Below are 25,892 nucleotides of genomic sequence, written 5' to 3'. Positions count from 1 at the left end.
CGCCCGAGCCTGGCACGCCGCGCCGCACGGCGTCACCCGGATTCCCGGCCCGGGGACGCGCAGCGACGTCCGCTCTCGACCGTCCCGGACCCGGGTGCGTCACCGGCGCAGGGCGTCCTCCACGGGCGTCCACGGCAGGTCGTGCGCGGCGGCCACCGCCGCGTTGAGGAGCGTGCCGCGGTGGGTGGACGCCCCCGACCGCAGGAGCGGGTCCTCCCGCAGCGCGTCGACCCCGCCGTCCGCGAGCGCCGCGAGGTACGGGAGCGTCGCGCTGGTCAGCGCGAGCGTGCTCGTCACGGGAACCGCGCCGGGCATGTTCGCGACGCAGTAGAACGTGGTGCCGTGGACGGCGAAGGTCGGGTCGTCGTGGGTCGTGGGCCGCGACCCCTCGAAGCACCCACCCTGGTCCACGGCGACGTCCACGAGCACGGCGCCGGGCCGCATCCGCGCGACGAGGTCGTCGGTGACGAGGCGCGGGGCGCGCGCCCCCGCGACGAGCACGGCGCCGACGACGAGGTCGGCCTCCAGCACCTCGCGCTCGATCGCGTACGCGCTCGACACGACGGTGCGCACGTGCCCGGAGAACTCCCGGTCGACGGCGCGCAGCACGGGCAGCGCGAGGTCGACGACCGTGACCTCGGCGCGCATGCCGACGGCGATCTCGGCGGCGTGGCGCCCCGCGGTGCCGCCCCCGAGCACGACGACCCGGCCGGGTCGCGTCCCGGGCACGCCGCCGAGCAGGACGCCGCGGCCGCCTGCCGGGCGCTGGAGGAGCCACGCGCCGACCTGGGTCGCCATGCGTCCGGCGACCTCGCTCATGGGCGCCAGGAGCGGGAGGGTGCCGTCCGGGGCCCGGGCGGTCTCGTAGGCGACCGCGGTGGTGCCGGCGTCGAGCAGGGCGCGCGTGCACGCCGCGTCGGCCGCGAGGTGGAGGTAGGCGAAGAGCAGGAGGTCGTCGCGCAGGAAGCGGTGCTCGCTCGCGACCGGCTCCTTGACCTTGCAGACGAGCTCCGCCTCGCCCCAGACCTCCTCGGCGGTCGGCACGATGCGCGCTCCCGCGCTCTCGAACTCCGCGTCGGGCAGGTGGGAGCCGGTCCCGGCCCCGGACTGGACGAGCACGTCGTGCCCGGCCCGTACGAGGTGGTGCGCGCCGGCGGGGGTGAGCGCGACGCGGTCCTCGTGGTTCTTGACCTCGGTGGGTATCCCGATCCTCATGGTCCAGTGTGGCCGCAGGCTGCCGTCGTGCGCAGGGTGGCAGGATCTTGTGCCTGCGTGTCCTGCCTGCCACTCGTCCGGCCCCGCCGTCGTTGCCAGGGTGGGCGGGTGGCCCCGACGACCTCCCGCACAGCCCGGCCCGCCCCGACGGGCGGCCCGGCCTCCCCCTCCGGACGGGATCTGCCCGCCAGCCCGCTCGACCGGTCCCCGACGGGCACGCTGGGCCTCGCGCGCGGCAGCGCGCTCTATGTCGCGAGCGTCCTCGGGACCGGCGTCCTCGCGCTGCCGGGCCTCGCGACGCGCGTCGCCGGGCCCGCGTCCGTGCTCGCCGTCGCGCTCGTCCTCGTGGCGAGCGTGCCGCTCGCGGGGACGTTCGCCGCGCTCGCCGCACGGCACCCCGACCGGGGCGGGGTCGCGAGCGCGGTGCGTGCGGCGCTCGGCCCGACGGCGGCCCGCGCCACCGGGTACTGGTTCTCCTTCGGCGTGTGCGCGGGCGTCCCCGTCGTCGCGGTGCTCGGGGCCGAGTACGTCGTCGCCGTCGTCGGGGCGGACCGCGCCGTTGTCCCGGTCGTGGCGGTCGCGCTCGTCGTCGTGCCGGCGCTCGCCGTCGCGCTCGGCGTGCGCGTGGCGGGCGCCGTCCAGCTCGGCCTGACGACGCTCCTGCTCGCGGCCGTCGTCGTGGTCGTCGCCGCGGCGGCGCCGGCGGCGAGCGCCGAGCGCTTCACGCCGTTCCTCAGCGAGGGGTGGTCCGGCGTGGGCTCCGCCGTGAGCCTGTTCGTGTGGGCGTTCGCGGGGTGGGAGGTCGGCACGCACGTCTCGGCCGACTTCCGCGACCCGCGGCGCACGATCCCCGCCGCGACGGGCGTGGCGCTCGTCGTGGTCGGCGTCGCGTACCTGGCGCTCCAGGTCACGACGGTCGGGGTGCTCGGGACGGACGCGGGGACGGGGACGGTCGCGCTCCTCGACCTCGCGCGCGTGGGCGCGCCCGGCGCGGGTCCGGTGCTCGTGGGCGTCGTCGCCGCGGTCGTCACGTCCGGGGTGCTCACCGCCTACCTCGCCGCGTTCGCGAACCTCGGGCAGGCGCTCGCCCGGGACGGCGACCTCCCGCGCCCCCTCGCCGCGCTCTCGGGCCGTGGCGGGGTGCGGCGCCGCGCGCTGGCCGTCACGCTCGCTCTCGCTGCGGGCTACCTCGCGGTGCTCGTCGCCACGGGGCTCGACCTCGAGCCGTTCGTCCGCGTCCACACGAGCAGCATGGTGGCCGTCTACGCGCTGGGCATGGTGGCGGCGCTGCGCCTGCTCCCCCGACGCTCTCCCGGCTGGTGGCTCGCCGCGGTCGCGACGGCTCTGACGGCGGTGCTGCTGCTCCTCGCGGGGGCGTCGCTCGTCGCACCGGCGCTGCTCGCCGCGGCCGCGATCGTGGTGACGCTCGTCCGCCGCGGCGGCGGGCGCGGACGGGCCGACGGCCGGTCGGCCGGGCCCGAGGCCGGCTGACCGGGCCGCGCGGAAATCGCCCGGACGGCCCGTTCCCCGCGTCCGCGCTCTCCGCTACGGTCGACGCCATGCCCACGTGGACGGACCCCGGCCCGGTGGAGTTCGACGCCGTGGTGGTCGCCGCCGGGACGCGGTCGGGAGCGTTCGTCGCGCTCCCCGTCGACGTCGTGGACCTGTTCGGGACCCGCGGCCGGGTCCCCGTGCTCGCAGCGGTCGACGACGTCGCGTACCACGCGTCCCTCGTCGCCTACGGTGGCCCGCACCTGCTCGCGGTGCTCCGGTCCGTGCGAGCCGCGACCGGCAAGGACGTCGGGGACACCGTGCACGTCTCGGTCCGGCTCGACGCGGGGGTCTCCGCCGTCCCGCGGTGATCCCGGCGGCGGTCAGCTCGTCGCGCCCTCCGGGGGCGGCGTGACGCCCGGACCGACGTCCCCGAGGGCGATCTCCTTCGCCGTCGGCAGCTCGTCCTCCATCGGTGGGTCCTTGTGCCGCAGGTGCGAGAACACCGACCACGCGACCGCGACGAGCGGCACCGACACGACCGCGCCGAGGATCCCGGCGAGCAGCGTGCCCGCCGTCACGGCGATCGCGACCACCACCGGGTGGAGGGACACCTGCTTGCCCATGACGAGCGGCTGCAGCACGTGGCCCTCGAACTGCCCGATGAGCGCGATGCCGATCGTCACGATCAGCGCGATGAGGAAGCCCTTGGCCGCGAGCGCGACGATCGCGGCGATGATCATCGCGAGCGGGGCGCCGATGATCGGGATGAACGCCCCGATGAACACGAGGACGGCGAGCGGGGCCGCGAGCGGGACACCGAGGATCGCGAGGAAGATCCCCGCGAGGATGCCGTCGACGAGCGCGATGATCACCGTGCCGCGCGCGTAGCCGGAGAACGTGTACCAGCCGGCGCCGCCCGCGATCTTCCAGCTGTCGCGCGAGCGCGACGGGAGCTGGTTGAGGAACCACGTCCACATGTCCTTGCCGCGGGCGAGGAAGAACACCGTGCAGAAGATCGCGAGCGCGATCGCCGCGAACGCCTCGAAGACCGAGCCCGCGCTCGCCGCGGCCTGGCTCGCGATGTCACCGCCGTGCTCCGTGAGCCACTGACGCCCGTTGTCGATCCAGCCGTTGACGTCGTCCGCGGTGATCGTGACCGGCAGCGGGCCGTTCTCGAGGAAGTCGAAGATCTGCTCGATGCCCTGGTCGAACTGCTCCGCGAGGCTCTGCCACTGGCCCGCGACCGACGTGATGACGTACGTCAGCAGGCCGGCGAAGAAGAGCAGGGCCGTGAGGATCGCGAGCCCTGTGGCGAGGCCGCGCGGCATGATCCTGCTGTAGAAGTCGGTCACCGGCCGCAGGACGGACGTGATGACGAGCGCGAGGAAGACCGCCACGAACACGAGCTGCACCTGCGCGGTCGCGAAGAAGACGAGCGCGACCGCCGCGACGATCATGAGCAGGCGCCACGACCAGCCGGCCGTCGTGCGCAGCCAGGCGGGGACCGTCTCGTCGTACCCCACCACCGACGGGTTGCGGCGCGCCCCGGCGACCTTGCGCGCCGCGCTCGACGCCCCGGCGAGGTGTTTGACCGACGCCGCCGAGCGGTCAGCACCGGTGCCCGGCCGTGGCGTCGGTGCCGGGCCTGCTGCGGGTCGCTGCTCGTCCGTCACGCGTGCCTCCGTCGCGTCGTGGCCACCATCCGCCCAGTCTGCCCCAGGTCCTCCCCGCACGCCGGGCGCCGCGCACGGCCCTGGCCGGGGTCGTGGACGAGGTCGCGGTCGAGGTCGCGGCCCTGGTCCGGGGCGTGACGGCGATGTGAGAACCAGCCCCGAACCGTGCTATGTTTTTCCCCGCACCGGAACGGCGGAAACGCCGGGAAGGTCCACTCGTCCGGGTGGCGGAATGGCAGACGCGCTAGCTTGAGGTGCTAGTGCCCTTTATCGGGCGTGGGGGTTCAAGTCCCCCTCCGGACACCATGATCGAGGCCCCTGGCCTGCGGAGACGCAGACCAGGGGCCTTTGTCGTCCCCGGGCCACGCACCAGTCCCCGGTGCGCACGTCGTGTCAGCGCTCCGGCGGGAGGACGACGTCGTCGCCCGAGGTGAGGATCGTCACGGACTCGTCCGCGGGGAGGCCTGGCACGACGACGACGCTCGTCGACGGCGCGGTGTCGAGCGTGCAGGGGCGCTCGTCGGTGCCCGCCCGGCGACCGAGGCGGAAGCTCAGCGCGCGCTCCTCGGCGTCCCACGTGTAGTCGACCGGGACGAGCGGGCACGAGCTCGACCCGAACGTCACGACGTTCACGGTCTGCGGCTCGCCGCCGCGCGCGTAGCCGACGGCCGGGGTCTCGGCGTCGGACCACGGGTGCACCTCGCCGCCCTCGGCGGGCAGCCCGAGATACGTGTGGTCCGCGACGGACGGGTCGATGGGGTCGGTGGCCGCCGCGCACGCGACGAGGACGACCGTCGCACCGATGCTCAGCACCGAGATGCCGACGAGACGGGCCGTGCGGACGAGGACGGGCAGCTGCGGGTCGATGGCGGGCATGGTGCTCACGCTCGTCCTGAGGCACCCCGTCCCGGATCGGCCGAACGCGCCGTCCCGACCGCCCCGGGGCCTCAGCGCGTGCCGCACCTCCTCAGGACCGGCCGCTCCGAGCGTGAGGTGCCCGAGCACCGGAGGCGCCGCGCCCCGCTCGTCGGCTCACGCCGTGACGTTGGCGCTGTCGCCGCCGGTGACCGCGAGGCTCGTGCCGCTGATCATGGACGCCTCCGGCGAGGCGAGGAAGACGACGGCCGGGGCGACGTCGTCCGGCGCGAGCCACGGCACCCCGAGGGGGAGCTTGCTCGCCAGCCCGGCGGCGGCCGCCTGCTCGTCGTGGGCGACGTCGCCGGTGGGCGCCTTCCCCGACGACTCCAGGGCCTGGGCGTACCGCTCCTCGTGGCGCGTCAGGGCGGTGTCGATCAGGCCGGGGATCACGGCGTTGACGGTGATCCCGTGGGGGCCGAGGTCGAGCGCCGCGGACTTCATCAGGCCGATGAGCGCCCACTTGGACGCCGAGTACGCGCTGCCCTCGAGGGTGCCGTGCTGCCCCTGGGTCGACGAGGTGAGGACGATCCGCCCGCCGCCGCGCTCGACGAGGAGCGGCGCCGCGGCGCGCAGCACGTTCGCGGTGCCGGTGAGGTTGACGTCGATCGTGTCGTGCCAGAGCTCGTCGCTCATGTCGAGGACCGAGGCGAAGCCCTGAATCCCGGCGTTGGCGAACACGACGTCGAGGCCGCCGAACCGCTCGACGACCTCCCCGAGCGCCGCGCGCACGGCAGCAAGGTCACGCTGGTCGGCGACCAGCGGCAGCCACGACGCCCCGGCCTCCGCCACAAGCTCGCCGGTCCGCGCGAGGTCGGCCGGGCTCGCGGGCTCGTACTCGAGCGCGCGGCTCGCGACGGCCGCGATGTCGAGGCCGGCGACCCGGTAGCCCGCCCGCGCGAACGCGACCGCCGTCGCGCGCCCGATCCCGCGCGCCGCGCCGGTGACCACGACCACTCGTCCCTGGCTCATCCCGCTCTCCCTCCGAGGGTGCCGTCCCGCGAGGCTAGCCGCGGGACCGCGGGCTGGCAGCCGGAGCCGCCGACCGCCCGGCGAGCCCGTCGTGCGCGTCAGCGCGGCGCCACGGCGTCGTGGCGGCGGGCCAGGGCGAGCGTCGTCGTGCCGACCGCGACGAGGACGCCCGCCAGCAGCAGGCCGGCCGCACCGGACCACGACCGCACGACGACGGCGCCGACGGCCGCGCCCGTGCCCATCGCGAGCACGGCGCCCGCGCGTCGGGCCGCGCCCTCTCCGGACCCGCCCGCGAGCGGGCTGCTGAGAGCGAGGTTCACGAGCGTCGTGGTGACGACGACGGTCGAGACGTCCTGGACGTGGGCGCCCCGCGCGGCGACCGCCTGGGCGCCCATCACGAGCGCGAGGGCGGCGGTGAGGGCCAGCACCCCGGGCGTGGGCAGGCGCCCGACGGCGAGCCACAGCGCGCCGCCCGCGACCACGAGCACCGCTCCCCCGGCGAGCACGCCGAGCGCGCGCCGCGGCATTCGCGCGTCGTCGGCGCGCCCGCGGAGCAGCGCCCCGCACAGGGCGGCGCCGAGGACGAAGGCGACGAGCGCGACGACGTTGTTGAGCAGCGGGATCCCGCCCGCACCGGCGGCGGCGAACCCGACGAAGAGCACGTTGCCCGTCATGTTGCCGGTGAACACCTGGTCGAGCGCGAGGTAGCTCACCGCGTCGACGACGCCCGTCGCCACGGTCAGGACGAGCAGGCCGGCCACGTACGGCCGGTCGCGCGGGTCGGTCATCGTCCGACCGTACGGGCCGGGTCCGTACGCGGCGCGGCGGCCGGGCGCCGCCCCGAGCCCGCGCGCGGCGTCACCCGCCGGCCGCGCGGTCCTCCACGTCGTCCGTCGGACGGTCGGCGATGACGACGGCGTCGTCGACGTAGCGAGGTCGGCAGGCGAACCAGCCCGCCACGACCCCGGGGACGGCGGTCGCGGCGAGCACGACGAGCGGGACGGACCACGAGCCGGTCGCCTCGCGCAGCAGGCCGAGCCCGAGGGGCCCGAAGCAGGCGATCCCGTACCCGATGCCCTGGACGAAGCCGGACACGGCCGACGCCCCCTGGGCCGTCCGCGTGCGCCGGTTGATGAGCGTCATGCACAGGGGGAAGGTGCTCACCCCGATGCCGAGGGCGCACACCCACACCACCGTGCCGTCGAGCGGGGAGAGCAGGAGTCCCAGGTACCCGGCGACCAGCACCACCGAGCACGCGACCACGACGACGAACGGGTTCGTCATCCGGGTGGCGACCTGGGGCACTACCAGCGCCGCGAGCACGCCCCACGCCGAGTACAGCGCGACCATGGAACCGCCGAGCGCGGCGCTGCCCCCGGCGTCGGTGAGGACGGCCGGCACCCACGTGATGATCGCGTAGTTGGACAGCGACATCATGGCGAAGAGGCCGACGAGGCCCCACGCGGTGGACGACCGGCCCACCCGGAGGCGCGCACCGGCCGCCGCGACGGGTGCGGGCGCGTGATGGGCGGCGGGCAGCCGGAGCGCGAGCAGGAGCCAGACGACGGCGGCCACGGCGGCGGGCCCGGCCCAGAGCCCCACGGACACGCGCCAGCTGCTCGCCTCGGCGACCGGGACCGCGAGCAGCGGGGCGACGAACTGCCCCGTCTGCATGAGGAGGAGGTAGAGCGAGGTCCACAGCGCGAGCCGGTCGGAGAACCACGCCTTCACCAGCGGCACGATGACGACGTTGGCCGCCCCGATGCCCGCGAGCGCGAGCACCGTCGACAGGACGAGCACGGTCGTCGTCGGGGAGGACGCGCGCAGCACGAGAGACAGCGCGGTGAGAGCGAGGGCCACGGTCGCCGTGCGCTCGAGCCCGAACCGCCGCGTGACCGCGGGCGCGAGGAAGCCGAACACGGCGAACGACGCCGCGGGGACCGTGCCGAGCAGCCCCGCGACGGCGACCCCGAACCCGAGGTCGGCGCCCACCATCTCCAGCAGCGGGGTGAACCCGGTGACCGCCGTCCGGAGGTTGAGGGCCGTCAGCGCGACGGCGAAGCCCGCCCAGAGCGTGAGGCGTCCGGGGCGCACGCGGGGTCGGGAGGGAGAGAGGGTGGTCACGCTACACTCCACACTGAGGTCGGCGGATGATGGGATCATGGGATGAATCTGGAGCAGTCTGGCACAGGCGGACCGATGCGTCGAGTAGGCCTCATCGACCAGGCCGCGGCGCGCTTCCGGGACGAGATCGTCTCGGGTCGCTGGGCGGTCGGCGAACGGATCCCCACGGAGGCCGCGCTCGTGGCGGAGTTCGGCGTCGGGCGCAACACCGTGCGCGAGGCGCTGCAGTCGCTCGTCCACGCGGGGCTGCTGCGCCGCGAGCAGGGCCGCGGCACGTTCGTCATCTCGAGCTCCGAGCTGACCGGCACCCTGGAGCGCCAGCTCGCGGGCGGCAGCCGCCGCCACTACCTCGAGCTCCGCCTCGCCCTCGACAGCACCGCCGCCTCGCTCGCCGCGGCGAGCCGCTCGGACGACGACGTCGAGCACCTGCGCGAGCTGCGCGACCGGCGGGAGGCGGCCTGGGAGGCCGACGACCGCGACGCCCGCGCGCGCGCCGACCTCGACCTGCACCGCGCGATCGTGGCCGCGACGCACAACCCGCTCTACGTCACGCTCTACTCGAGCATGCTCGACGTCTTCACCGTGCACATGCGCGACGAGGAGAACGCGGACGACGAGGCGGCGCACCGTCACCACCACGAGCTGGTCGAGGCCGTCGCACGGCAGGACGCCGCCGGGGCCGCGGCAGCGGTCGCCGCGATCTTCGACCCGTTCCTGCCGCTCGCGGACGCCGGACCCTCCCCCATCCGCTGAGGCACGGCGCCCGGCCGGGCGGCAGGACGCGCCGGGACAGCGAGAGGCCCCGTCGTGTGGAGCGACGGGGCCTCTCGATCCGCTGTCTCATTCGGATCCCGCCGGCGCTCTCACGCCGGAAGCATGCCCCCGAGCCTACCGCTCCCGCGCGGACCCGGGTGCCGTAGCGTCGGGGCGTGACCGCGACCACGCCCGGCGACGACAGGGCGGAGCTCCTCTGGCTGCCCGTCGGGGCGGGGGGCCACGTCGTCCGCCGCACGAGCGCCGCGTGGGAGCGCGCCGCCGCGCTGCTCGCGCGGCGGCGTCCCCGCCCGCTGTTCCACGCGGCGCTGGGACTGCGCTGCGACGGGGTGCCGTACGTCGTCGAGATGACCCCCGCGTGGGGCGGCCCGCCGTGCGACCGGGGCGTCGTCGTGACCGGCCCCGTGGGTCTGCGGCCGCTGGGCCGCTCCCGCTGGTTCCGGTACGAGGTGCGCTGCTGGGCGCACGGCGCCCTCCCCGACCGGGAGCACGCCGTCGGGCCACCCGTCGTCGTCACGCGCGACGCCGCCGCGGTCGTGCGGATCCTGCGGGCCGTGCGTGGCGTCCCGCCGCTCACGTGGGGTCGGCGGCCGCCCGGCGGGGGCGAGATGTGGAACTCGAACTCGCTCGTCGCGTGGTCCCTCGCCCGGGCACGACTCGCGACCGACCACGTCCCCCCGGGCGGCGGGCGCGCACCGGGATGGGACGCGGGCGTCCGGATGGCCGCAAGGACCGCCACCGCCTGACCGTCGTCGTGCCCGCCCGCGCCGCGCCCCGTCCGCCCGGGCAGGACCGTCCCTCCTGGGCACGCTCGTCCCACCCCGGCACGACCTCCTCCTCCCCGAGGAGGAGGCGGGAGGGTCGCGGATCTCCGCCGACCGCCCGAGCCGGGGCCCCGCAGGCGTCCGTAGCGTCGACGGCGGCGGTGCCCGACGACCGGGCCCGCGGACGACGGGAGGACCGATGATCCAGGTGGAGGCGCTGACGAAGCGCTACGGACCCACGACGGCGGTGGACGGGCTGACGTTCACGGCGCGGCCCGGGACCGTGACGGGCTTCCTCGGCCCGAACGGTGCCGGGAAGTCCACGACGATGCGCGTCGTCGTCGGGCTGGAGCGCCCGACCTCCGGCACGGCGACCGTGGACGGCCGCCGGTACGCGGACCTGCCGGCGCCCCTGCGCGCGGTCGGGGTCATGCTCGACGCGCGCTCCGTGCACCCGGGCCGCACGGCGTTCCGCCACCTGACGGCGCTCGCCCGCACCCACGGGATCGGGCGGGCGCGCGTGGACGAGGTGATCGGGATGACCGGCCTCGAGAGCGTCGCGGGGCGGCGTGCGGGCACGTTCTCGCTCGGGATGGGCCAGCGCCTCGGCATCGCGGGCGCGCTCCTCGGCGACCCCGGGACGCTCGTCCTCGACGAGCCCGTCAACGGCCTCGACCCCGACGGCGTGCTGTGGGTGCGCGGGCTCGTGCGCGGTCTCGCGGCGGAGGGCCGCGCGGTGCTGCTGTCGTCGCACCTCATGCACGAGCTCGCGCTGTGCGCCGACCGCGTCGTCGTCATCGGCCAGGGCCGGCTGCTCGCCGACGCGCCGGTGCAGGAGCTCGCGGGCGCGGCGGGCTCGCTCGAGGAGGCGTACCTGCGGCTCACCGCCGACGCCGTCCAGTACCGCGGCCGTGCCGCGGGCGAGACCGGTCTGGCGTCGGCCGGAGGTGCCCGATGACCGCCCCCACCGCACCGACCGCGTCGTCAGGGCGTGCGCACCCGGCGGTGCCCCGGCCCGCGAGCGCCGGTGGCCCCACGCTCCCCCGCGCCGTCGCCGCGGAGTGGACGAGGCTGACGAGCCTGCGCTCGTCGTGGTGGGCGGCCGCCCTCACCGTCGTCGTCTCGGCTGTGCTGACGTACCTCTCGGCCCAGGCGTCGTCCGTGGACCCGGGGTTCGACCCGCTCGGCTCCCTCACGTCGGGCCTGCTGCTGGCCCAGGTGCCGCTCCTCGTCCTGGGCGTCCTGGTCGGGACGGGCGAGTACAGCACGGGCACGTTCCGCACGACGTTCGTCGCCGAGCCGCGGCGCTGGCCCGTGCTCGTCGGGCAGACGGCGGCGACCGCCGCGTTCGCGCTGCTCACCGCGGTGCTCGCGGTCGGGGCGGCGGTGCTCGCGCTCCTGCCGTCGGCCCGTGCGCGCGGCCTCGCGCTCGACCTCGGCCGGGACGGTACGCCGCAGGTCCTCGTCGGGATGGCGCTCCTGCTCGTCGGCATGGCCCTGCTCGGCCTCGCGCTCGGCGCGCTCGTGCGGAGGCCCGTCCCCGCGCTCGCCGCGGCGGTGCTCGTCGTGCTCGTGCTGCCGGTCGCGCTCGTGCTCGCGGCCGACCTGTCGGGCGACCCCCTCGCCGCACCCGCGGGCGTCTCGTCCGCGCAGGCGGCGGTGAACACGGTCGTCACGTTCCTGCCCACCGGGGCGGCGTCCCTCCTCACGGGCGAGGGCGCGGTCGAGGGCGCGCCCGACCTGGGCGCCGTCGGCGGAGGCCTCGTCCTCGCGGCGTGGGTCCTCGTCCCGCTCGCCCTGGCCGCCGTCCGCCTGCGCACGCGGGACGTGGTCTGACGTGGCCGCCACGATCCCCCCGACGGCCTCTGCTCCGACCCGCACCGCGCCCGCGCCCGACCGGCCGCAGGTGACCCTGCCCCGGGTGCTCGCGGCGGAGTGCGACAAGCTGACGAGCCTCCGCTCGACCGCCTGGCTCGCGCTCGCGACCGTCGCCGCGGCGGCGGGGACGGCGTGGGCGCTGGGCGCGTTCGCCCGGCCCGACGCCGGGTCCTCCGGGGCGCCGCTCGCCGTCGCGGGGTCCGTGCTCGCCCAGCTCGGCTTCCTCGTGCTCGGCGCGGGCGTCGGCGCCGGCGAGTTCCGGACCGGGACCGCGCGCGTGACGTTCGCCGCGGTGCCCCGCCGCCTGCCCGTGCTCGCGGCGCAGGCGCTCGTGACGACGGCGGCCGCGCTCGCCGTCGCCGTGCTCGCGCTGGGCGCTGCGCTCGCCGCGACCGCCGGGCAGCGCGCCGACGCCGCGCTCGTGCTCGACCTCGCGGACCGCGAGACGCTGCGGGTGCTGGCGGGCTTCGTGCTCTACCAGACCGGGGTCGCCCTCGTGGGCCTGGGCCTGGGGGCGCTCGTGCGGCGGCCGGACGGCGCGCTCGTCGGCGGGGTCGTGCTGCTCGTCGTGCTCGACCACGTGCTCGCGACGAACCCGGGACGCGTCGCGGACACGGCGCGCGCGCTGCTGCCCGGCGCGGGGGCGCGCCTGCTGCAGGACGACGCGCGCCTCGCCGCGCTCGACGCGACGACCCTGGGACCGCACCTCGGCACGTGGGGCGGAGCCCTCGTCCTCGCGGCGTGGGCCGCCGCGCTGCTCGCCGCGGCGGCGTACCGGCTGCGGCGCCATGACGTCGTCTGACGCGCCGCGCGACGGCCGATGGGAGAGTAGGCCCGTGCCCTCGTCGCCCCTCGCCCTCCCGTCCGCGCCCGGGGCGCACGACGGCGGACCGCGCGCCGAGCCCGACGTGCGGCGGCGCGGCGCCGTCGGCCGCGTGCTCGCGCGGCACCCGTGGGCGACCGACCTCGCGCTCGCAGGCGCGGTCGCGCTGCTCGGGCTCGTCACCGCGGCGGTCGCGCTCACGACGGTCGAGGGGTCCACCGGGCTGGGGCTGTTCCGCCCCGACGAGCCCGTGGCCCAGGTGGTCGTCACGGCCTGGCTCGTCGGCGCCGCCCTCGGGGCGGCCCTGCTCCTGCTCCGGCGGTCGCGCCCGCTGACCGTCACGGCGGCCCTCACCGTGCTGGCCGTCACCTCGCTCGCGACGGCGGGCGTGCTCGGCGTGCTCGGCGTGTGCCTCGCGTGCGCGGTGCACACCGTGGCCGCCGAGCGCGCGCCCCGCACGGCGTGGGTCGTGTGCGGGGCGGTGCTCGCCGTCGTCGTCGCCGCGCTCTGGTGGTGGCAGGACATCGGCCTCGCCGAGATGCTGCTGTGGAGCGACCCGATCGTCCTGCCGGACGGCGACCCGGTGCGCGACCTCGCGCAGCCCCCCTTCTCCCCCGGCCGGCGCTCGGTGTCGGTCCTCCTCCTGCTCGCGCTCCTGCTGCTGGGGATGGCCACGGGGTCGGGGGCACGCGCACGGCGGCTGCACGACGAGGACCTCGTCGCGCGCTACCGCGCCATGGCGCGCGACCGCGACCAGAGCGCGGCGCTCGCCCGGGCCGCCGAGCGGGCGCGGATCGCGCGCGAGATGCACGACGTCGTCGCGCACAGCGTGTCCGTGATGGTCGCGCTGTCCGACGGCGCGGGCGCGGCGCTCGACCGGGCGCCGGACCGCTCGCGCGAGGCCCTGCACGAGCTGTCCCGCACGGGACGGGACGCGCTGGCCGACATGCAGCGCGTCCTCGGCGCGCTCGACCCCGAGGAGGGCGGCGACGGGGCGGGCACCCCGGTCGAGCCGACCGGGACGGACCTTGCGGCCGTCGTCGCACGGTTCCGCGCGGCGGGCGTGCCCGTCGCCGCGAGCGGCCTCGACGTCGCGCTGCCTGCGGACACGTCGCTGCGGCTCGGGGCCGTGCGCATCGTGCAGGAGGCCCTGACCAACGTGCTGCGGCACGCGCCCGGGACGCCCGCGGCCGAGGTCGTGGTGCGGCGCACCGCGCGCGCGGTCGAGATCGACGTCCGCGACGAGGGCGGCACGCGTCCGGCGACCGGCGGCGGGACCGGGCGCGGGATCGTGGGCATGCGCGAGCGCGCCGCGCTGCTCGGCGGCGTCGTCGAGGCGGGGCCGCGACCGGGCGGCGGTTGGGCGGTGCACGTGGTCCTGCCCTGCGATCCGGGCGAGGTCGGGGCGCGGAGCGCCCCCGAGCAGGAGCACCCGCACCGCGACGTGCACGACGACGAGGGAGGACGACCGTGACGACCGTGCTGCTCGTCGACGACCAGGCGCTGCTGCGGATGGGCTTCCGGCTCGTCATCGAGTCCGAGCCCGACCTCGAGGTGGTGGGCGAGGCCTCCGACGGACGCGTCGCGCTCGACCAGGTCGCGGCCCTCGCCCCCGACGTCGTCGTCATGGACGTCCGGATGCCCGGCATGGACGGCATCGAGGCGACCCGGCGCGTCGTCGCCGAGCACCCCGGGACGCGCGTGCTCGTGCTCACGACGTTCGACGTGGACGAGTACGCGTTCGCGGCGCTGCGCGCCGGGGCGAGCGGGTTCCTGCTGAAGAACGCGCGCCCGCACGAGCTCGTCGAGGCGATCCGCACCGTCGCGGCAGGCAGCTCGGTCGTCGCGCCCCGCGTGCTGCGCCGCATGCTCGACCTCTTCGCACCGCACCTGCCCGCGGGCGAGCAGCCGGCCGTCGACGACGGCCTCGACCCCCGGCTGCGCTCCCTCACGCCGCGCGAGCTCGACGTCCTGCGGTGCGTGGCCGAGGGGATGTCGAACGCCGAGATCGCCGACCGCCTCGTGCTGTCCGCGACGACCGTGAAGACGCACGTCGGCAACCTGCTGGCCAAGCTGGGCGTGCGCGACCGGGTGCAGGCCGTGATCGTCGCGTACGAGAGCGGGCTCGTGGGGTCGCGCGGCTGAGGCCCGGGCGGCACGCGCGTCGAGCGCGGGCGTCGGCGGCACGTCGCGCACCGGTGCCGCGCCGCCGCGGGGCGTTCACCCCCGCCGGGTGAGGACCCCGCCCGAGCCCGCTGCGACGGTGGGACGAGCGCCCGAGAGGAGCCGAGGATGACGGCTGCACCGATCCCCCGACAGCAGGCACCGGCCCCCACGGGCCCCTGGCACACGGCACCGCCCGAGGCGGTGTGCGCGGCGCTCGACGTCGACCCGGCCGTCGGGCTGACGTCCGCGCAGGTCGCCGAGCGGCGCGCGCGCTACGGGCCGAACGCGCTCGCGCAGGAGCGCAAGGAACGGCCGTGGCAGGCGTTCCTGCGCCAGTACCGCGACCTCATGCAGCTCGTCCTCGTCGGCGCGGCCGTCGTGAGCATCATCGCGCTCGGGGACGTGACGACCGGCGTCGTCGTGCTCGCCCTCACCGTCCTCAACGCGCTCATGGGCCTGCACCAGGAGGGCAAGGCGGCCCAGAGCGTCGCCGCGCTCCAGCAGATGCTCGTCATGACGGCCACCGTGCGCCGCGACGGGCGCCAGGAGCAGGTGCCCGCCGAGGAGCTCGTGCCGGGCGACGTCGTCGGGTTCGAGGCGGGCGGCAAGATCCCCGCGGACGGGCGGCTGCTCGTCGCCGCCTCGCTCGAGATCGAGGAGGCCGGGCTCACGGGCGAGAGCACGCCCGTCGCGAAGGGCGTCGCGGCGGTCACGGCGGACGACGCCCCGCTCGGCGACCGCACCGACATGGCGTACATGAACTCCCAGGTCACGCGCGGGCGCGGCGAGATGGTCGTGACCGCCACGGGCATGACGACCGAGGTGGGCCGCATCTCCGGGATGCTCAGCGGGGTCGAGCAGGACAGGTCGCCGCTCACGCGCCAGCTCGACCGCATCACGGTGATCATCACGGTCATGGCGGCGGTCGCCCTCGTCGTGGTCGTCGTGCTGGGGCTCGTGCGCGGCGAGGACTTCGACAGCCTCTTCGTGGTCGGGATCAGCCTGGCGATCGCCGCGATCCCGACGGGGCTGCCCGCCGTCGTGACGATGCTCCTGTCGCTCGGCACGCGCCGCCTCGCCGAGGAGGGCGCGATCGTCAAGCGGCTCAAGTCCGTCGAGACGCTCGGGTCGACGTCGGCGATCTGCTCCGACAAGACCGGGACGCTCACGCTCAACCAGATGACCGCGCGCCGGCTCGTGCTCGCCGGGCGCCGGTTCTCCGTCGACGGCGAGGGCTACTCCACGACCGGCCGCATCCTCGCGGCGGCCGGGTCGACCGACGTCCCGCTCGAACCGGTCGCGCTCCCGCTGGCGCTCGCGAGCGATGCCGTCGTGCGCGACGGCGAGTGCATCGGCGACCCCACGGAGGGCGCGGTCGTCGTGCTCGCGGCCAAGGCCGGGCTCGACGTCGAGGAGACGCGCGCCGAGCACCCGCGCGTCGCGGAGGTCCCGTTCGACGCCGCGTACAAGCTCATGGCGACGTTCCACGAGATCGACGGCGAGCTCGTGTGCTTCGTCAAGGGCGCCCCGGACGTGCTGCTCGCCCGCTCGGCCCGGTACCTCACGGCCGACCGAGGGTCGGCGCCCCTCGACGACGAGGGCCGCGCGCGCGTCCTCGCGGAGAACGACGCGCTCGCGGGCGAGGGCATGCGCGTGCTGGCCGTCGCGCGGCGCACCGTCGCGCGCGACGAGCTCGGGGGCGACCTGCTCGACGCGGTGCGCGACCTCGAGCTCCTCGCGCTCGTCGGGATCGTGGACCCTCCGCGCCGCGAGGCGCGCGACGCCATCGCCGAGTGCCGCGACGCCGGCATCCGGGTACGGATGATCACGGGCGACCACGTCACCACGGCCGCCGCGATCGCCGGGCAGCTCGGGATCGAGGGGCGCGCGCTCACGGGCGCCGAGTTCGCCGCGATGTCCGACGCGCAGCTCGAGGCGGAGGTCGGCGAGATCGGCGTGGTCGCGCGCGTGGCGCCGGAGGACAAGGTGCGGCTCGTCGACGTGCTCAAGCGCAAGGGCGACGTGGTCGCGATGACGGGCGACGGAGTGAACGACGCCCCCGCCCTGACGCGCGCGGACATCGGCGTCGCGATGGGGATCACGGGCACCGAGGTGACGAAGGACGCCGCCGAGATGATCCTCACCGACGACAACTTCGCCACGATCGTGGCGGCGGTCGAGGGCGGCCGCGGCCTCTACGACAACCTCATGAAGTACATCCGCTTCCAGATGGTCGTCCTCGTCGGGTTCATCCTCACGTTCGTCGGCGCGGGCATCTTCACCGTGGCCGGGGGCACCCCGCTCACGCCGCTGCAGATCCTCTGGGTCAACTTCGCGATCGACGTGCTGCTCGCCGTCGGCCTCGGCTTCGACGCCGCGACGCCCGGCCTCATGCGGCGTCGGCCCCGCCCGCCCACCGAGCCGGTCATCGGGCGCGCGCTCGGCGTGCGGCTCGCCGTCGGGGGCGTGCTCATCGCCGTCGGCACGCTCGTCGCCGTCGCGTGGGGAGAGGCCGACGCCGACCTCGCGGTCGCGACGACGATGGGACTCACCGCGATGTCGCTCCTGCACGTCGTCGCCGCGCTCGAGTGGCGCGACCCGCGGGCGAGCATCCTGTCGTCCGAGACGCTCGCGAACGGCCGCTTCGTCGTGCTCCTGCTCGCATCCCTCGGGCTCACGTTCCTCGTCACGACGCTCGACGGGCTGCAACGGATCTTCGGCACCGTCGACCTCGACGGCGGCCAGTGGGGCGTGTGCGCGCTCGTCGCGCTCGCCTTCCTCGTCCTCGTCGAGCTCGGGAAGCTCGTGCTGCGCACGGTGGACCGGCGCCGCGCCTGAGCGCGTCTCCTCGGCAGACCCGTCAGGGCACGACGCCGAGCTCCCGGCCGCGCCGCACCGCCTCGCGCCGCGAGCCGACGCCGAGCTTGCGGTAGACCGACTTCAGGTGCGCCTTGACGGTGTTGACCGACACGAAGAGGTCGGCGGCCACCTCGGCGTTGCTCGCCATCGACGGCAGGACGGCGAGGACCGCGAGCTCGCGCTCGGTGAGCGGCTCGACGAGCGGGACCGGCTCCGGTGCCCGGCCCGGTGCGTCCAGGTGGGTGCGCAGCAGCGCGGCGAGCGCGTCGTCGCGGCGCGCGACGGCGCGCGCGAGCGGCTCGTCGAGCTCGGTGCCCCGGACGGCGAGGAACGGTCGGACGACCCGCTCGGCGGCGGCCAGGTCGAGGGCCCGTCCGAGCGCGGCGTCGACGCGGTGCGTGCCCGCCCGGGCGAGCGCGGACGCCTCGACGAGCGCCGCCTCCACCCGCACGACGACGTCCGCCTCCTCCCCCGGCGCGTCCCCGAGGCCCGCCACGGCACGCTCCGCCGCCCCGGAGCGGCCCGCCGCCAGCAGCTCGCGCGCACCGCAGGCCGCGACGACCGCGGCGCTCCCGAGGCGTTCGCGCGCGAGGCGCGCCCCGAGCGCCGGGCCCGTGCCGTCGTCGACCAGACGCGCGGCCGCCGTGGCGCGCACCCACAGGTCCGCGAGCACGGGGGGCGTCGCGGACCGCCCCAGGGCGCGGTCGGCGGCGACGAGCGCCTGCCGCGCGGCGCGCGCGTGCCCGCGGTCCGCGGCGACGAGCGCCTGCAGCAGCCGCACGGCCGCCTCGGACGCGGGCTCGCGCCCGCCGGCGTCCGCCGCGAGGGCGTGCGCGAGGTGCCGGTCGAGCCCGTCGTCCGACGCCCGGAGATACCGCACCCACGCGCGCGCAGCGTGCGCGGGCCGCACGTGCGCGTACCCGTCCCAGCCGCGGCGCTCCGCCTCGACGAGCACCTCGCGCGCGGCGCCGTCCCCCGCGTCGAGCCGACCGGCCGCGACGGCGAGGAGCGCCGCGGCGGCGCGCGCCCCGAGGACGTAGAGCTGCGGGGCGCGGGCGGCGAGCGTCCCCGACGTCGTCTCCCCCGGCGGCTCGGGGCCGACGGCGCACCACGCGAGCCCTGCCGCACGGTGCGCCCGCGCGAGGCCCCGGTACGTCTCGAGGGCGGGGAACGGGTACGGCACCGCGTCCGCCGCGGCGAGCGCGGCGCCCGCGGCCGTCGCGAGGCCCCGCACGTCGCCCGTCGAGCGCGCGACGGACGCGGCGAGCAGCTCGAGGAGCACAGCCGCCGCCGGGTCGGCCACCAGGTCCGTGGCGGGGGCGAGCAGGTCGCGCGCCCGCGCGACGTGGAGCCGCACGGCGTCGAACCGCTCGTCGACGGAAGCGAGCGCGCCCGCGCACAGGTGCAGGCGGGCGTCGGGCCGCAGGGTCGCGTACGGCACGCGCCGCAGGACCTGGGCGACGGTCTCGCGGTGCGGCCCCGCGAGCTCCGCGGCCGCGCCCTCGACGAACACCTCGCCGAGCAGCGGCCAGTCCTCCGCGGCCGCCGCGTGCTCCAGGGCGCGCAGCGCCTGCCCGTCCTGCGCGAACCAGCGCGCCGCGGCCTGGTGGGCCTCGCGCAACCCCGGCGGGTCCTCGATCCGCAGCTGGTGCAGGAGCATCTCGCGCAGGAGCGGGTGGTAGCGGTACCAGGTGCGTCGGCCGCCCGACGTCATGACGAAACCGTCCGCCGCGGCGAGACCCGGGAGCAGCCGGTCCGTCGGCGCCCCCGGGTCGAGGACGGCCGCGAGGTCGGGGCACACCGCCGACGCCACGCTCGTGCGCAGGAGGAAGCGCCGGGCCTCGGGCCCCTGGCTGTCGAGGACCTCGGCGAGGAGGAACTCCGCCGCCGAGCGGGCGGCGCGCGCCCGGCTCGTCGCGTCGTGCTCCTCGACGCGCAGCCGCACCCCGACGGCCCAGCCGCCGGTCTCGCCGACGACGCGCCCGGCGTCGTCCGCGGCCAGGTCGCGTCCCTGCGCCGTCGCCAGCGCCGCGACCGCGGGGGCGTCGAACGCGAGCTCGGCGGCACCGACCTCCGTCATCTCGCCCTGCGCGCGCAGGCGCTGCAGGCGCAGGAGCGGGTCGACGCGGGTGAGGACCACGAGGTGCAGGGGCAGCCGGTAGCGCAGGAGGTCGTCCACCGTCGCCGCGACCTCGGCGCACGCGGCGTGGTGGAAGTCGTCGAGCACGAGGACCACGGGCTCGGGCAGCGCCTCGATCGCCGCCAGCACGCGGCGCAGGAGGGCGGGCGTGAGGCGCGGCGGCACGACGAGGGTCTCGAGCGGGTGCCCCACGGGCACCGCCCCGGCCGCACGCAGCGCCGCGAGCACGTCGGCCCAGAAGGCCGCCGGCTTGTCGTCGAACGGCTCGAGCGTCAGCCACGCGACCCGCGGGCCGGTGCCGCCGCGCGCCCACCGCGCCGCGACGGTCGTCTTCCCCCAGCCCGGGCCCGCCGACACGAGGGTGAGGCGGCGCGTGGCCGCCGCCGCGACGAGAGCCTCGACCTCCGGGCGGCCCACCGTGGAGGGCGGCAGGTCCGGGACGGTGGTGCGGGCGCGCGAGGTCCCGGAGGCGTCCGTGACGCGCGTGACGTCCTCCGGCTCGGCACGGGGCTCGACCGAGGCCATGGGGGCAGGGTATTCCCGGGGCCCCCGGACCGCAGGGCGAGCGGAGCGCGCCCTCGCCACGCGCCTCAGGCCGGCCCGGGGCCGGGCGGCGAGGCGACGACGGCGGGCGGCCGGGCGAGGATCTCCACGACGACGAGCACGAGTCCCGCGACGAGAGCGACCCCGACGACGAGGCCCGGCGTCAGCGTGCCCGCGAGCAGCAGGACGAGCGCAGCCGCCGCCACGACGAGGACGCGCACGAACGCCTTGTGCCGGCCGAGCCAGTCGCCGACGGGACCCGTCGAGACGCCCCGGCCCTCGCCCCAGCCGCGCACGGCGGCGCCCGCGCGCCCGAGCCCCGCGCGCAGGCTGCGGGCCGACGCGCTCGGCCCGCCCACGTACGCCGCGAGCGCGACCACGAGGCCCAGCACGCCGACGGTGCGCAGCGTGAGGCGCAGGTAGCCGACGGTCTGGTCGAACACGACCTCCGCGGCGTCGAGCCGCACCACCTGGCCCGAGAGCGCGCCGAGGTACAGGCCCCGCGCGACGGCGAGCCCGACGCCCAGCGCGACCATCGCCCCCGTGAGGGCGAGCCCCGCCACGACGAGCGCGCGCGAGCGGTGGTTCGCGACGAGGACGCCCGCGGCCAGCAGACCGAGCACGACCCACGGCAGCCACGTCGTGAGCGTCACGACCTGGGCGTACCGGTTCTGGAGCATGACGAGCTCGGCGGACTGCGCGACGGTGAACGTCGCGTCGACCGACGGGATGCGGGCCGCGACGTCCAGGCCGCGGTCCACGAGGCGTTCCTTGAGCAGGTCGATCAGGCCGGAGAGCTGGATGGACAGGCGGCCGTCGTCGCTCACCTGCAGGACGTCGCCGTCCTCGCCGCGCATCACGGCGACGAGCTGCTCGTGCGCCACGCGGTTCGCCTGGAGCCAGGCGCCCTCGAACGCGTCGCTCTCCACGAGCCGCGTCGCCGTCTCGTGCACGAGCGACTCGACGCCGCTCGTGAGCGGCGCCTCCAGCGCGGCGAGCGCGCGGGTCGCGCGCGGCGGGACGTCGCGCTCCTCGAGCCCGCCGACGAGGTCGTCGACGAGCGCGGCCACGTCGATGCGCGACATGACGACCTCGGTGAGCCGCCCGGCGACCGCGGACTGCACGACCGGGTCGCCCGCGAGCGGTCCGACCGTCGCGACGTAGCGGTCGGTGTCCGTGAGCTCGCGCTGCGCCCACGCCGACACCGCGCCGAGCGGCGCGAGGAGCGCCCCGAGCGTGATGAGGACCGCGCACGCGGCGGCGCGCAGCCCGCGCCGGGGCCGCCGCGCCGCCTCCGGCGCGGTCGCGTCGCCGTCCGGGCCCGCGGGCGCCGCGGCGGCCGGCCGCTCCTCGAGCCGGTGCCGCAGCTCCGCGTTCTCGCGCTCGAGCGCGGCGAGGCGCGCGGCGACGTCGGACGCCTCGCGGCCCGGCGCGGTCTCGTCAGCCATCGCGCGTCCTCAGGCGAGCGCTCGGGCCTTGAGCCGGGCGAACTCGTCGGCGTCGATCGTGCCGGCGTCGTACAGCGCCTTGGCGTCCGCGATCTCGCTCGCGGGAGACCTGCCGGTGCCGGCGGTGGCCCGCACGTAGTCGTCCATGACCTGCCGGCGCGCCTGCTGCTCCTCCGCGTGCCGCTCCGCCATGCCCCGCCCGCGCGCGATGACGTAGATCAGCGCGGACAGGTAGGGGACGAAGATCAGCGCGACGATCCACAGCGCCTTCCACCAGCCGCTGAGCGTCTTGTCGCGGAACAGGTCCGCGACGATCTGGAACAGCACGACGAGGTAGGCGATGAAGAAGAACCACCACACCATGAGCCAGAACCAGTCCCAGAATCCGTCCATCGGGCACCCCTCGTGTCGGGTCACGGCGGTCCCGTGACGCTCCCACTGTGGAGCGGCCCCGGCATCCGCGTGCTCACCCGTCGGGGGTAGTCGACCGCCCGGCGCCGCGGGCCACCCCCGCCGGGTGATCCCGCCCGGGTCCGTGCCCGCGCATCCTGGACCGACGTGGGCGAGCCGGGAGAAGGACGCATGGACCGCACGACGCTGGTCGAGGTGACGGTGCTGGGGCCGGTGGTGCTGCCCGAGCCCGACCTCGCCGAGCTCGGCGTGCGCCGGTCCGTGGAGTGCACGCGGCTGGAAGCGCGGGTCCGCGACCAGGCCGCGCTGTACGGCCTCCTCCAGCGGCTCGCGGCGCTGGGGCTCGACCTCGTCGAGCTGCGCACCGCGGCACCCGACGACCGGCCCGACGTCGAGCTCGTCGTCCGCGGCCCCGTGGGGGCGCTCGTGCAGCAGATGCTGGACGACGTCGGGCGCGCCCACCCGGCGTCGAGCACGACGTACCGCGTGCAGGACTCCGACCTCGTCGGCGTGCTCGGCGCCGTGACCGGGCTGCCCGACGACGACCGGTCCGGCGCGCACGTCGGGCCGCACGGCGGGGCGCACGACCCCGGGCACGGCGGGACGGCCTCCGGCGGCGCGTCCGCGATGGACGTGCGCATCGCGCAGCTGCGCGACCTCGCCGCGCTGCGGGACCGGGGCGTCCTCACCGACGCCGAGCTCGCGGAGCAGAAGGCGCGCGTCCTCGGGCCGTGACGACGGCAGACCGGGCGGGCGGGCCGCGCACGGCCGGCCGATGCCCCGTTCGGGGTTCTTTCGCGTTACGTCGTCCCACTCAGCGAGACGATGGGGACCACGCTGGGGCCAACTGATGCACTAGCGCATAGTGGCAAGCACATCACGGCGCGCTTGCTCGTGTGTCAGACCCCAGGAGGACTCATGGCCATCTCACGCCGCTCGTCGGTCACCATCTCGCTCGTCGCGGCGGCAGGGATCCTGGCGGGCTGTGCGGGCGGGAGCGACCCGTCCGGCGGCGGGGACGACGCCGCGCCGCAGATCTCGTTCCTCTACTCCCCCTACGCGGACTACGCGCCGTTCTTCCTCGCGGAGGACAAGGGGTACTTCGAGGAGGCGGGCGTCGACGTCGAGCTCCTCGCCAAGGGCGGGACGTCGGGCGAGACCTACCAGCTCGTCAGCACGAACAACGTCACGGCCGGTGGCGCGACGTGGGGCGCGGGCCTGTTCAACGCGACCGAGGCCGGCGCGTCGCTCTCGGTCATCGCGAGCGTCTCGCGCGTGCCGGAGAGCGGGCCGAACCCGGCCCCGTTCGTCGTCGCGGCCGACTCCGGCATCACGTCGATCGAGCAGGTCGCCGGCAGCCGCGTCGGCATCCCCGGCGACGGCGGCTTCGGCATCTACTCGGTGGCCAAGGCGCTGGAGGCCGGCGGCCTCACGCTCGACGACGTCGAGCTCGTCAACGTCGGCCCGCCGGAGACGGGCCCCGCGCTCGTGGGCGGCTCGGTCGACGCCGCCTGGTCGATCGAGCCCATCTCGTCGTCGCTCGAGAGCGAGGGCATCGCGTCCGAGATCCTCCCGATCGACTACCACGCGGGCACCGAGCTCGGCGCCCTGGTGTTCAGCACCGAGTACGTCGACGAGCACCCCGACGCGGTCGTCGCGTTCACGGCCGCGTACCTGCGCGCCGCGGCGGAGCTCGAGGCGGGCGGCTGGGACGACCCGGCGAACCAGGAGATCATCGCGCGGTACACCGAGCTGCCGGTCGAGACGCTCACGTCGCTCGCGCTCACGGAGCAGGACCCGACGGGCGAGATCGACTGGGAGGACGTGCACGCCCAGGAGCAGTTCTTCCGCGACCGCGGCACGCTCGAGTACGAGGGCGAGGCGGACGTCGAGAGCATCTTCCGCGCCGACCTCCTCGAGCAGGCGCGCGAGCGGGCCGCGGAGCTCGGCTCGTGACGGCCGTCTCCGTCGAGGGCCTCTGGAAGGGGTTCCACGACCGTCGCCGGGACGACGTGCTCGTCGCGCTCCAGGACGTGTCGCTCACCATCGAGGACAACGAGTTCGTCTGCGTGCTCGGACCCTCCGGGTGCGGCAAGAGCACCCTCCTGCGCATCCTCGCGGGCCTGGAGGAGGCCGACCGCGGCACCGTGACGATGACCGAGCGCCCGTCCGTCGTCTTCCAGGACCACGGCGTGCTGCCGTGGCTCACGGTCGAGCAGAACGTCGAGTACCCCCTGCGCCTGCGCGGTGTGCGGCGCTCGGCCCGGCGCGAGCGCGTCGCCCCGCTCCTGGACATGGTGGGCCTCACGGAGTTCCGCGGCTTCTACCCGCACCAGCTCTCGGGCGGCATGCGGCAGCGCACGTCGGTCGCGCGGGCGCTGGCCGACGACGGCGCGACCCTCCTCATGGACGAGCCGTTCGGCGCGCTCGACGAGCAGACGCGCGTCGTGCTGCAGCAGGAGCTGCTGAAGATCTGGTCGCAGACCTCGCGGTCGGTGCTCTTCATCACGCACAGCGTCGACGAGGCGCTCGTGCTCGCGGACCGCGTCGTCGTCATGTCCGCGCGGCCCGGGCGCATCCTCGCCGACGTGCGGGTCCCCTTCGACCGCCCGCGCGACATCCTCGAGCTGCGCCGCGACCCGCGCCACGGCGAGATCACGTACGAGCTGTGGCGGCTCCTGCGGGACGCGGAGGCACAGGACGCCGCGGTGCAGGACGCGGCGGGGGCGGACGAGCGCTCCGCCGCGGGCGTCCGGGAGGCGGTCGCATGACGACCCCCACGGACGAGCGCGCCCCTGTCCGCCCGGGCGGCCACGCCGCGCCGGGCGGCGCCCCGGACGCGCCCCACGACGCCGACGACCGCACGGCCGAGATCACGCGCGAGCTGACCGAGGAGCTGCGCCGCCGGCGCACGGGTCGCCTCGTGCGGGTCGTCGGGCCCTTCACGCCGCTCCTGCTCCTCGCGGTGTGGGAGCTCGCGAGCCGGACGAACGTGCTCGACGCGCGGTTCTTCCCGCCGCCGTCGTCGATCGCCGAGACGTTCGCGCAGCTCGTCGGGAGCGGCGAGCTCTTCGAGCACGCGGGCATCACGCTCACGCGCATCGCGATCGGGTTCGTGCTCGGCGCCGTGCCCGGGCTGGTCCTCGGGATCGCGCTCGGGTCGGTCACGACCCTGCGCACGCTCCTCGGGCCGATCTTCGCGAGCCTGCTGCCCGTGCCGAAGGTCGCGATCTTCCCGCTGCTGCTCCTCGTGTTCGGCCTCGGCGAGGCGAGCAAGTACGTGATCGTCGCGATCGGCGTGTTCTTCTACGTCTTCTACAACGCGATGGGCGGCGTGCTCCAGACGCCGCAGATCTACTTCGACGTGGCGACCGCCAACGGCGCGGGCCGGCTCCAGCGCTGGCGGACGGTCGCGCTGCCCGCCGCGCTGCCGAGCATCTTCACCGGGCTCAAGCTCGCGGTGGGCGGCGCGTTCGTCATCATCGCGGCCTCGGAGTTCGTCGGGTCGCGCAACGGCCTGGGCTACCTCATCTGGAGCTCGTGGACGACGTTCGCCGTCGCGAAGATGTACGTGGGCATCGTCACCATCTCCGTGCTGGGCTACCTCTCCACGACCCTGGTCACGGTGCTCGAACGACGTCTCGTGCCCTGGTCCCGTCAGTAGGAGGCAGCATGAACCCACCCCACCACGAC

General features: G+C 76.2%; 23 protein-coding genes and 1 tRNA gene. 15 read left to right on the top strand and 9 right to left on the bottom strand.

The window, feature by feature from the left end; genetic code table 11:
* Positions 1 to 99: 99 nt before the first annotated feature.
* Positions 100 to 1,215: an alanine dehydrogenase gene (ald, locus tag E1O70_RS03830; RefSeq protein ID WP_061267724.1), complete on the bottom strand. Its 1,116-nt coding sequence runs from the start codon at positions 1,213 to 1,215 to the stop codon at positions 100 to 102.
* Between the two features lie 108 nt (positions 1,216 to 1,323).
* Between ald and E1O70_RS03825 the strand changes: the two genes are divergently transcribed.
* On the top strand, positions 1,324 to 2,706 hold the full coding sequence (locus E1O70_RS03825; RefSeq protein WP_061267723.1) for an APC family permease: 1,383 nt from the start codon (positions 1,324 to 1,326) through the stop codon (positions 2,704 to 2,706).
* A gap of 68 nt (positions 2,707 to 2,774) precedes the next feature.
* Positions 2,775 to 3,077 (top strand): DUF1905 domain-containing protein, encoded by a 303-nt coding sequence (locus E1O70_RS03820; protein WP_061267722.1) that lies wholly within the window; start codon positions 2,775 to 2,777, stop codon positions 3,075 to 3,077.
* Positions 3,078 to 3,089: 12 nt separating this feature from the next.
* Here E1O70_RS03820 and E1O70_RS03815 read toward each other — a convergent pair whose 3' ends face one another.
* Positions 3,090 to 4,382 (bottom strand): AI-2E family transporter, encoded by a 1,293-nt coding sequence (locus E1O70_RS03815; protein ID WP_082774441.1) that lies wholly within the window; start codon positions 4,380 to 4,382, stop codon positions 3,090 to 3,092.
* Between the two features lie 218 nt (positions 4,383 to 4,600).
* Here E1O70_RS03815 and E1O70_RS03810 point away from each other — a divergent pair.
* Positions 4,601 to 4,688: transfer RNA gene (locus E1O70_RS03810), tRNA-Leu, on the top strand.
* 87 nt (positions 4,689 to 4,775) lie between these two features.
* Here E1O70_RS03810 and E1O70_RS03805 read toward each other — a convergent pair.
* From E1O70_RS03805 to E1O70_RS03790, 4 genes are all read right to left on the bottom strand, one after another.
* On the bottom strand, positions 4,776 to 5,267 hold the full coding sequence (locus E1O70_RS03805) for a hypothetical protein (protein WP_128957502.1): 492 nt from the start codon (positions 5,265 to 5,267) through the stop codon (positions 4,776 to 4,778).
* 147 nt (positions 5,268 to 5,414) lie between these two features.
* Entirely contained in the window at positions 5,415 to 6,269 is an 855-nt protein-coding gene (locus E1O70_RS03800; protein WP_061267720.1) for an SDR family NAD(P)-dependent oxidoreductase, read from the bottom strand.
* Between the two features lie 98 nt (positions 6,270 to 6,367).
* Complete coding sequence (locus E1O70_RS03795; RefSeq protein ID WP_061267719.1) at positions 6,368 to 7,057, bottom strand: YoaK family protein; 690 nt, start codon at positions 7,055 to 7,057, stop codon at positions 6,368 to 6,370.
* A gap of 70 nt (positions 7,058 to 7,127) precedes the next feature.
* Positions 7,128 to 8,393: an MFS transporter gene (locus E1O70_RS03790; protein ID WP_167496841.1), complete on the bottom strand. Its 1,266-nt coding sequence runs from the start codon at positions 8,391 to 8,393 to the stop codon at positions 7,128 to 7,130.
* 75 nt (positions 8,394 to 8,468) lie between these two features.
* Between E1O70_RS03790 and E1O70_RS03785 the strand changes: the two genes are divergently transcribed.
* From E1O70_RS03785 to E1O70_RS03750, 8 genes are all read left to right on the top strand, one after another.
* Positions 8,469 to 9,146 (top strand): FadR/GntR family transcriptional regulator, encoded by a 678-nt coding sequence (locus E1O70_RS03785; protein ID WP_061267717.1) that lies wholly within the window; start codon positions 8,469 to 8,471, stop codon positions 9,144 to 9,146.
* Between the two features lie 176 nt (positions 9,147 to 9,322).
* Positions 9,323 to 9,913 (top strand): hypothetical protein, encoded by a 591-nt coding sequence (locus E1O70_RS03780; RefSeq protein WP_061267716.1) that lies wholly within the window; start codon positions 9,323 to 9,325, stop codon positions 9,911 to 9,913.
* Between the two features lie 217 nt (positions 9,914 to 10,130).
* Positions 10,131 to 10,889 (top strand): ABC transporter ATP-binding protein, encoded by a 759-nt coding sequence (locus E1O70_RS03775; protein WP_061267715.1) that lies wholly within the window; start codon positions 10,131 to 10,133, stop codon positions 10,887 to 10,889.
* Positions 10,886 to 11,767 carry an ABC transporter permease subunit gene (locus E1O70_RS03770; RefSeq protein ID WP_061267714.1) on the top strand — a complete coding sequence of 294 codons (882 nt, stop codon included), beginning with the start codon at positions 10,886 to 10,888 and terminating at the stop codon, positions 11,765 to 11,767. The genes E1O70_RS03775 and E1O70_RS03770 overlap by 4 nt, the downstream gene beginning before the upstream one ends.
* A 1-nt stretch (position 11,768) precedes the next feature.
* Positions 11,769 to 12,611: a hypothetical protein gene (locus tag E1O70_RS03765; RefSeq protein WP_240696588.1), complete on the top strand. Its 843-nt coding sequence runs from the start codon at positions 11,769 to 11,771 to the stop codon at positions 12,609 to 12,611.
* A gap of 34 nt (positions 12,612 to 12,645) precedes the next feature.
* The gene (locus tag E1O70_RS03760; RefSeq protein WP_061267713.1) at positions 12,646 to 14,106 is read left to right on the top strand and encodes a sensor histidine kinase; all 1,461 of its coding nucleotides are present in this window, start codon (positions 12,646 to 12,648) and stop codon (positions 14,104 to 14,106) included.
* Positions 14,103 to 14,777 carry a response regulator transcription factor gene (locus E1O70_RS03755; protein WP_061267712.1) on the top strand — a complete coding sequence of 225 codons (675 nt, stop codon included), beginning with the start codon at positions 14,103 to 14,105 and terminating at the stop codon, positions 14,775 to 14,777. The genes E1O70_RS03760 and E1O70_RS03755 overlap by 4 nt, the downstream gene beginning before the upstream one ends.
* 147 nt (positions 14,778 to 14,924) lie before the next feature.
* Complete coding sequence (locus tag E1O70_RS03750) at positions 14,925 to 17,636, top strand: cation-translocating P-type ATPase (protein ID WP_061267711.1); 2,712 nt, start codon at positions 14,925 to 14,927, stop codon at positions 17,634 to 17,636.
* Positions 17,637 to 17,658: 22 nt separating this feature from the next.
* Here the strand turns inward: E1O70_RS03750 and E1O70_RS03745 are convergent, their stop codons facing one another.
* The 3 genes from E1O70_RS03745 to E1O70_RS03735 form a co-directional block, all read right to left on the bottom strand.
* A complete protein-coding gene (locus E1O70_RS03745; RefSeq protein WP_061267710.1) occupies positions 17,659 to 20,322 on the bottom strand; it encodes a winged helix-turn-helix domain-containing protein in 2,664 nt (887 codons plus the stop codon).
* Positions 20,323 to 20,387: 65 nt separating this feature from the next.
* Positions 20,388 to 21,788: a hypothetical protein gene (locus tag E1O70_RS03740; RefSeq protein ID WP_128957501.1), complete on the bottom strand. Its 1,401-nt coding sequence runs from the start codon at positions 21,786 to 21,788 to the stop codon at positions 20,388 to 20,390.
* 9 nt (positions 21,789 to 21,797) lie between these two features.
* Positions 21,798 to 22,181 (bottom strand): SHOCT domain-containing protein, encoded by a 384-nt coding sequence (locus E1O70_RS03735; protein ID WP_034654895.1) that lies wholly within the window; start codon positions 22,179 to 22,181, stop codon positions 21,798 to 21,800.
* A gap of 189 nt (positions 22,182 to 22,370) precedes the next feature.
* Between E1O70_RS03735 and E1O70_RS20335 the strand changes: the two genes are divergently transcribed.
* The 4 genes from E1O70_RS20335 to E1O70_RS03715 all read left to right on the top strand — a co-directional run bounded on the left by E1O70_RS20335 (position 22,371) and on the right by E1O70_RS03715 (position 25,863).
* Positions 22,371 to 22,934 (top strand): SHOCT domain-containing protein, encoded by a 564-nt coding sequence (locus E1O70_RS20335; RefSeq protein ID WP_061267425.1) that lies wholly within the window; start codon positions 22,371 to 22,373, stop codon positions 22,932 to 22,934.
* A 183-nt stretch (positions 22,935 to 23,117) separates the two neighbouring features.
* Positions 23,118 to 24,155, top strand: coding sequence for an ABC transporter substrate-binding protein (locus E1O70_RS03725; RefSeq protein WP_021482976.1), 1,038 nt, complete (start codon positions 23,118 to 23,120; stop codon positions 24,153 to 24,155).
* Entirely contained in the window at positions 24,152 to 24,970 is an 819-nt protein-coding gene (locus E1O70_RS03720; RefSeq protein WP_061267424.1) for an ABC transporter ATP-binding protein, read from the top strand. Before E1O70_RS03725 ends, E1O70_RS03720 begins: the two co-directional genes overlap by 4 nt.
* Positions 24,967 to 25,863 (top strand): ABC transporter permease, encoded by an 897-nt coding sequence (locus E1O70_RS03715; protein ID WP_081600323.1) that lies wholly within the window; start codon positions 24,967 to 24,969, stop codon positions 25,861 to 25,863. The genes E1O70_RS03720 and E1O70_RS03715 overlap by 4 nt, the downstream gene beginning before the upstream one ends.
* Positions 25,864 to 25,892: the final 29 nt, after the last annotated feature.

The organism is Cellulosimicrobium funkei (genome assembly GCF_004519295.1).
Lineage (GTDB): Bacteria > Actinomycetota > Actinomycetes > Actinomycetales > Cellulomonadaceae > Cellulosimicrobium > Cellulosimicrobium funkei.
Note: the sequence above shows the minus strand (reverse complement) of the source record. Positions and strands in the feature narration are given on the sequence as shown.

Coding starts and splice junctions, on each gene's coding strand:
- ald (WP_061267724.1), bottom strand. CDS start 1,215: ATGAGGATCGGGATACCCACCGAGGTCAAGAACCACGAGGACCGCGTC.
- E1O70_RS03820 (WP_061267722.1), top strand. CDS start 2,775: ATGCCCACGTGGACGGACCCCGGCCCGGTGGAGTTCGACGCCGTGGTG.
- E1O70_RS03800 (WP_061267720.1), bottom strand. CDS start 6,269: ATGAGCCAGGGACGAGTGGTCGTGGTCACCGGCGCGGCGCGCGGGATC.
- E1O70_RS03795 (WP_061267719.1), bottom strand. CDS start 7,057: ATGACCGACCCGCGCGACCGGCCGTACGTGGCCGGCCTGCTCGTCCTG.
- E1O70_RS03785 (WP_061267717.1), top strand. CDS start 8,469: ATGCGTCGAGTAGGCCTCATCGACCAGGCCGCGGCGCGCTTCCGGGAC.
- E1O70_RS03775 (WP_061267715.1), top strand. CDS start 10,131: ATGATCCAGGTGGAGGCGCTGACGAAGCGCTACGGACCCACGACGGCG.
- E1O70_RS03770 (WP_061267714.1), top strand. CDS start 10,886: ATGACCGCCCCCACCGCACCGACCGCGTCGTCAGGGCGTGCGCACCCG.
- E1O70_RS03750 (WP_061267711.1), top strand. CDS start 14,925: ATGACGGCTGCACCGATCCCCCGACAGCAGGCACCGGCCCCCACGGGC.
- E1O70_RS03745 (WP_061267710.1), bottom strand. CDS start 20,322: ATGGCCTCGGTCGAGCCCCGTGCCGAGCCGGAGGACGTCACGCGCGTC.
- E1O70_RS03740 (WP_128957501.1), bottom strand. CDS start 21,788: ATGGCTGACGAGACCGCGCCGGGCCGCGAGGCGTCCGACGTCGCCGCG.
- E1O70_RS03735 (WP_034654895.1), bottom strand. CDS start 22,181: ATGGACGGATTCTGGGACTGGTTCTGGCTCATGGTGTGGTGGTTCTTC.
- E1O70_RS20335 (WP_061267425.1), top strand. CDS start 22,371: ATGGACCGCACGACGCTGGTCGAGGTGACGGTGCTGGGGCCGGTGGTG.
- E1O70_RS03725 (WP_021482976.1), top strand. CDS start 23,118: ATGGCCATCTCACGCCGCTCGTCGGTCACCATCTCGCTCGTCGCGGCG.
- E1O70_RS03715 (WP_081600323.1), top strand. CDS start 24,967: ATGACGACCCCCACGGACGAGCGCGCCCCTGTCCGCCCGGGCGGCCAC.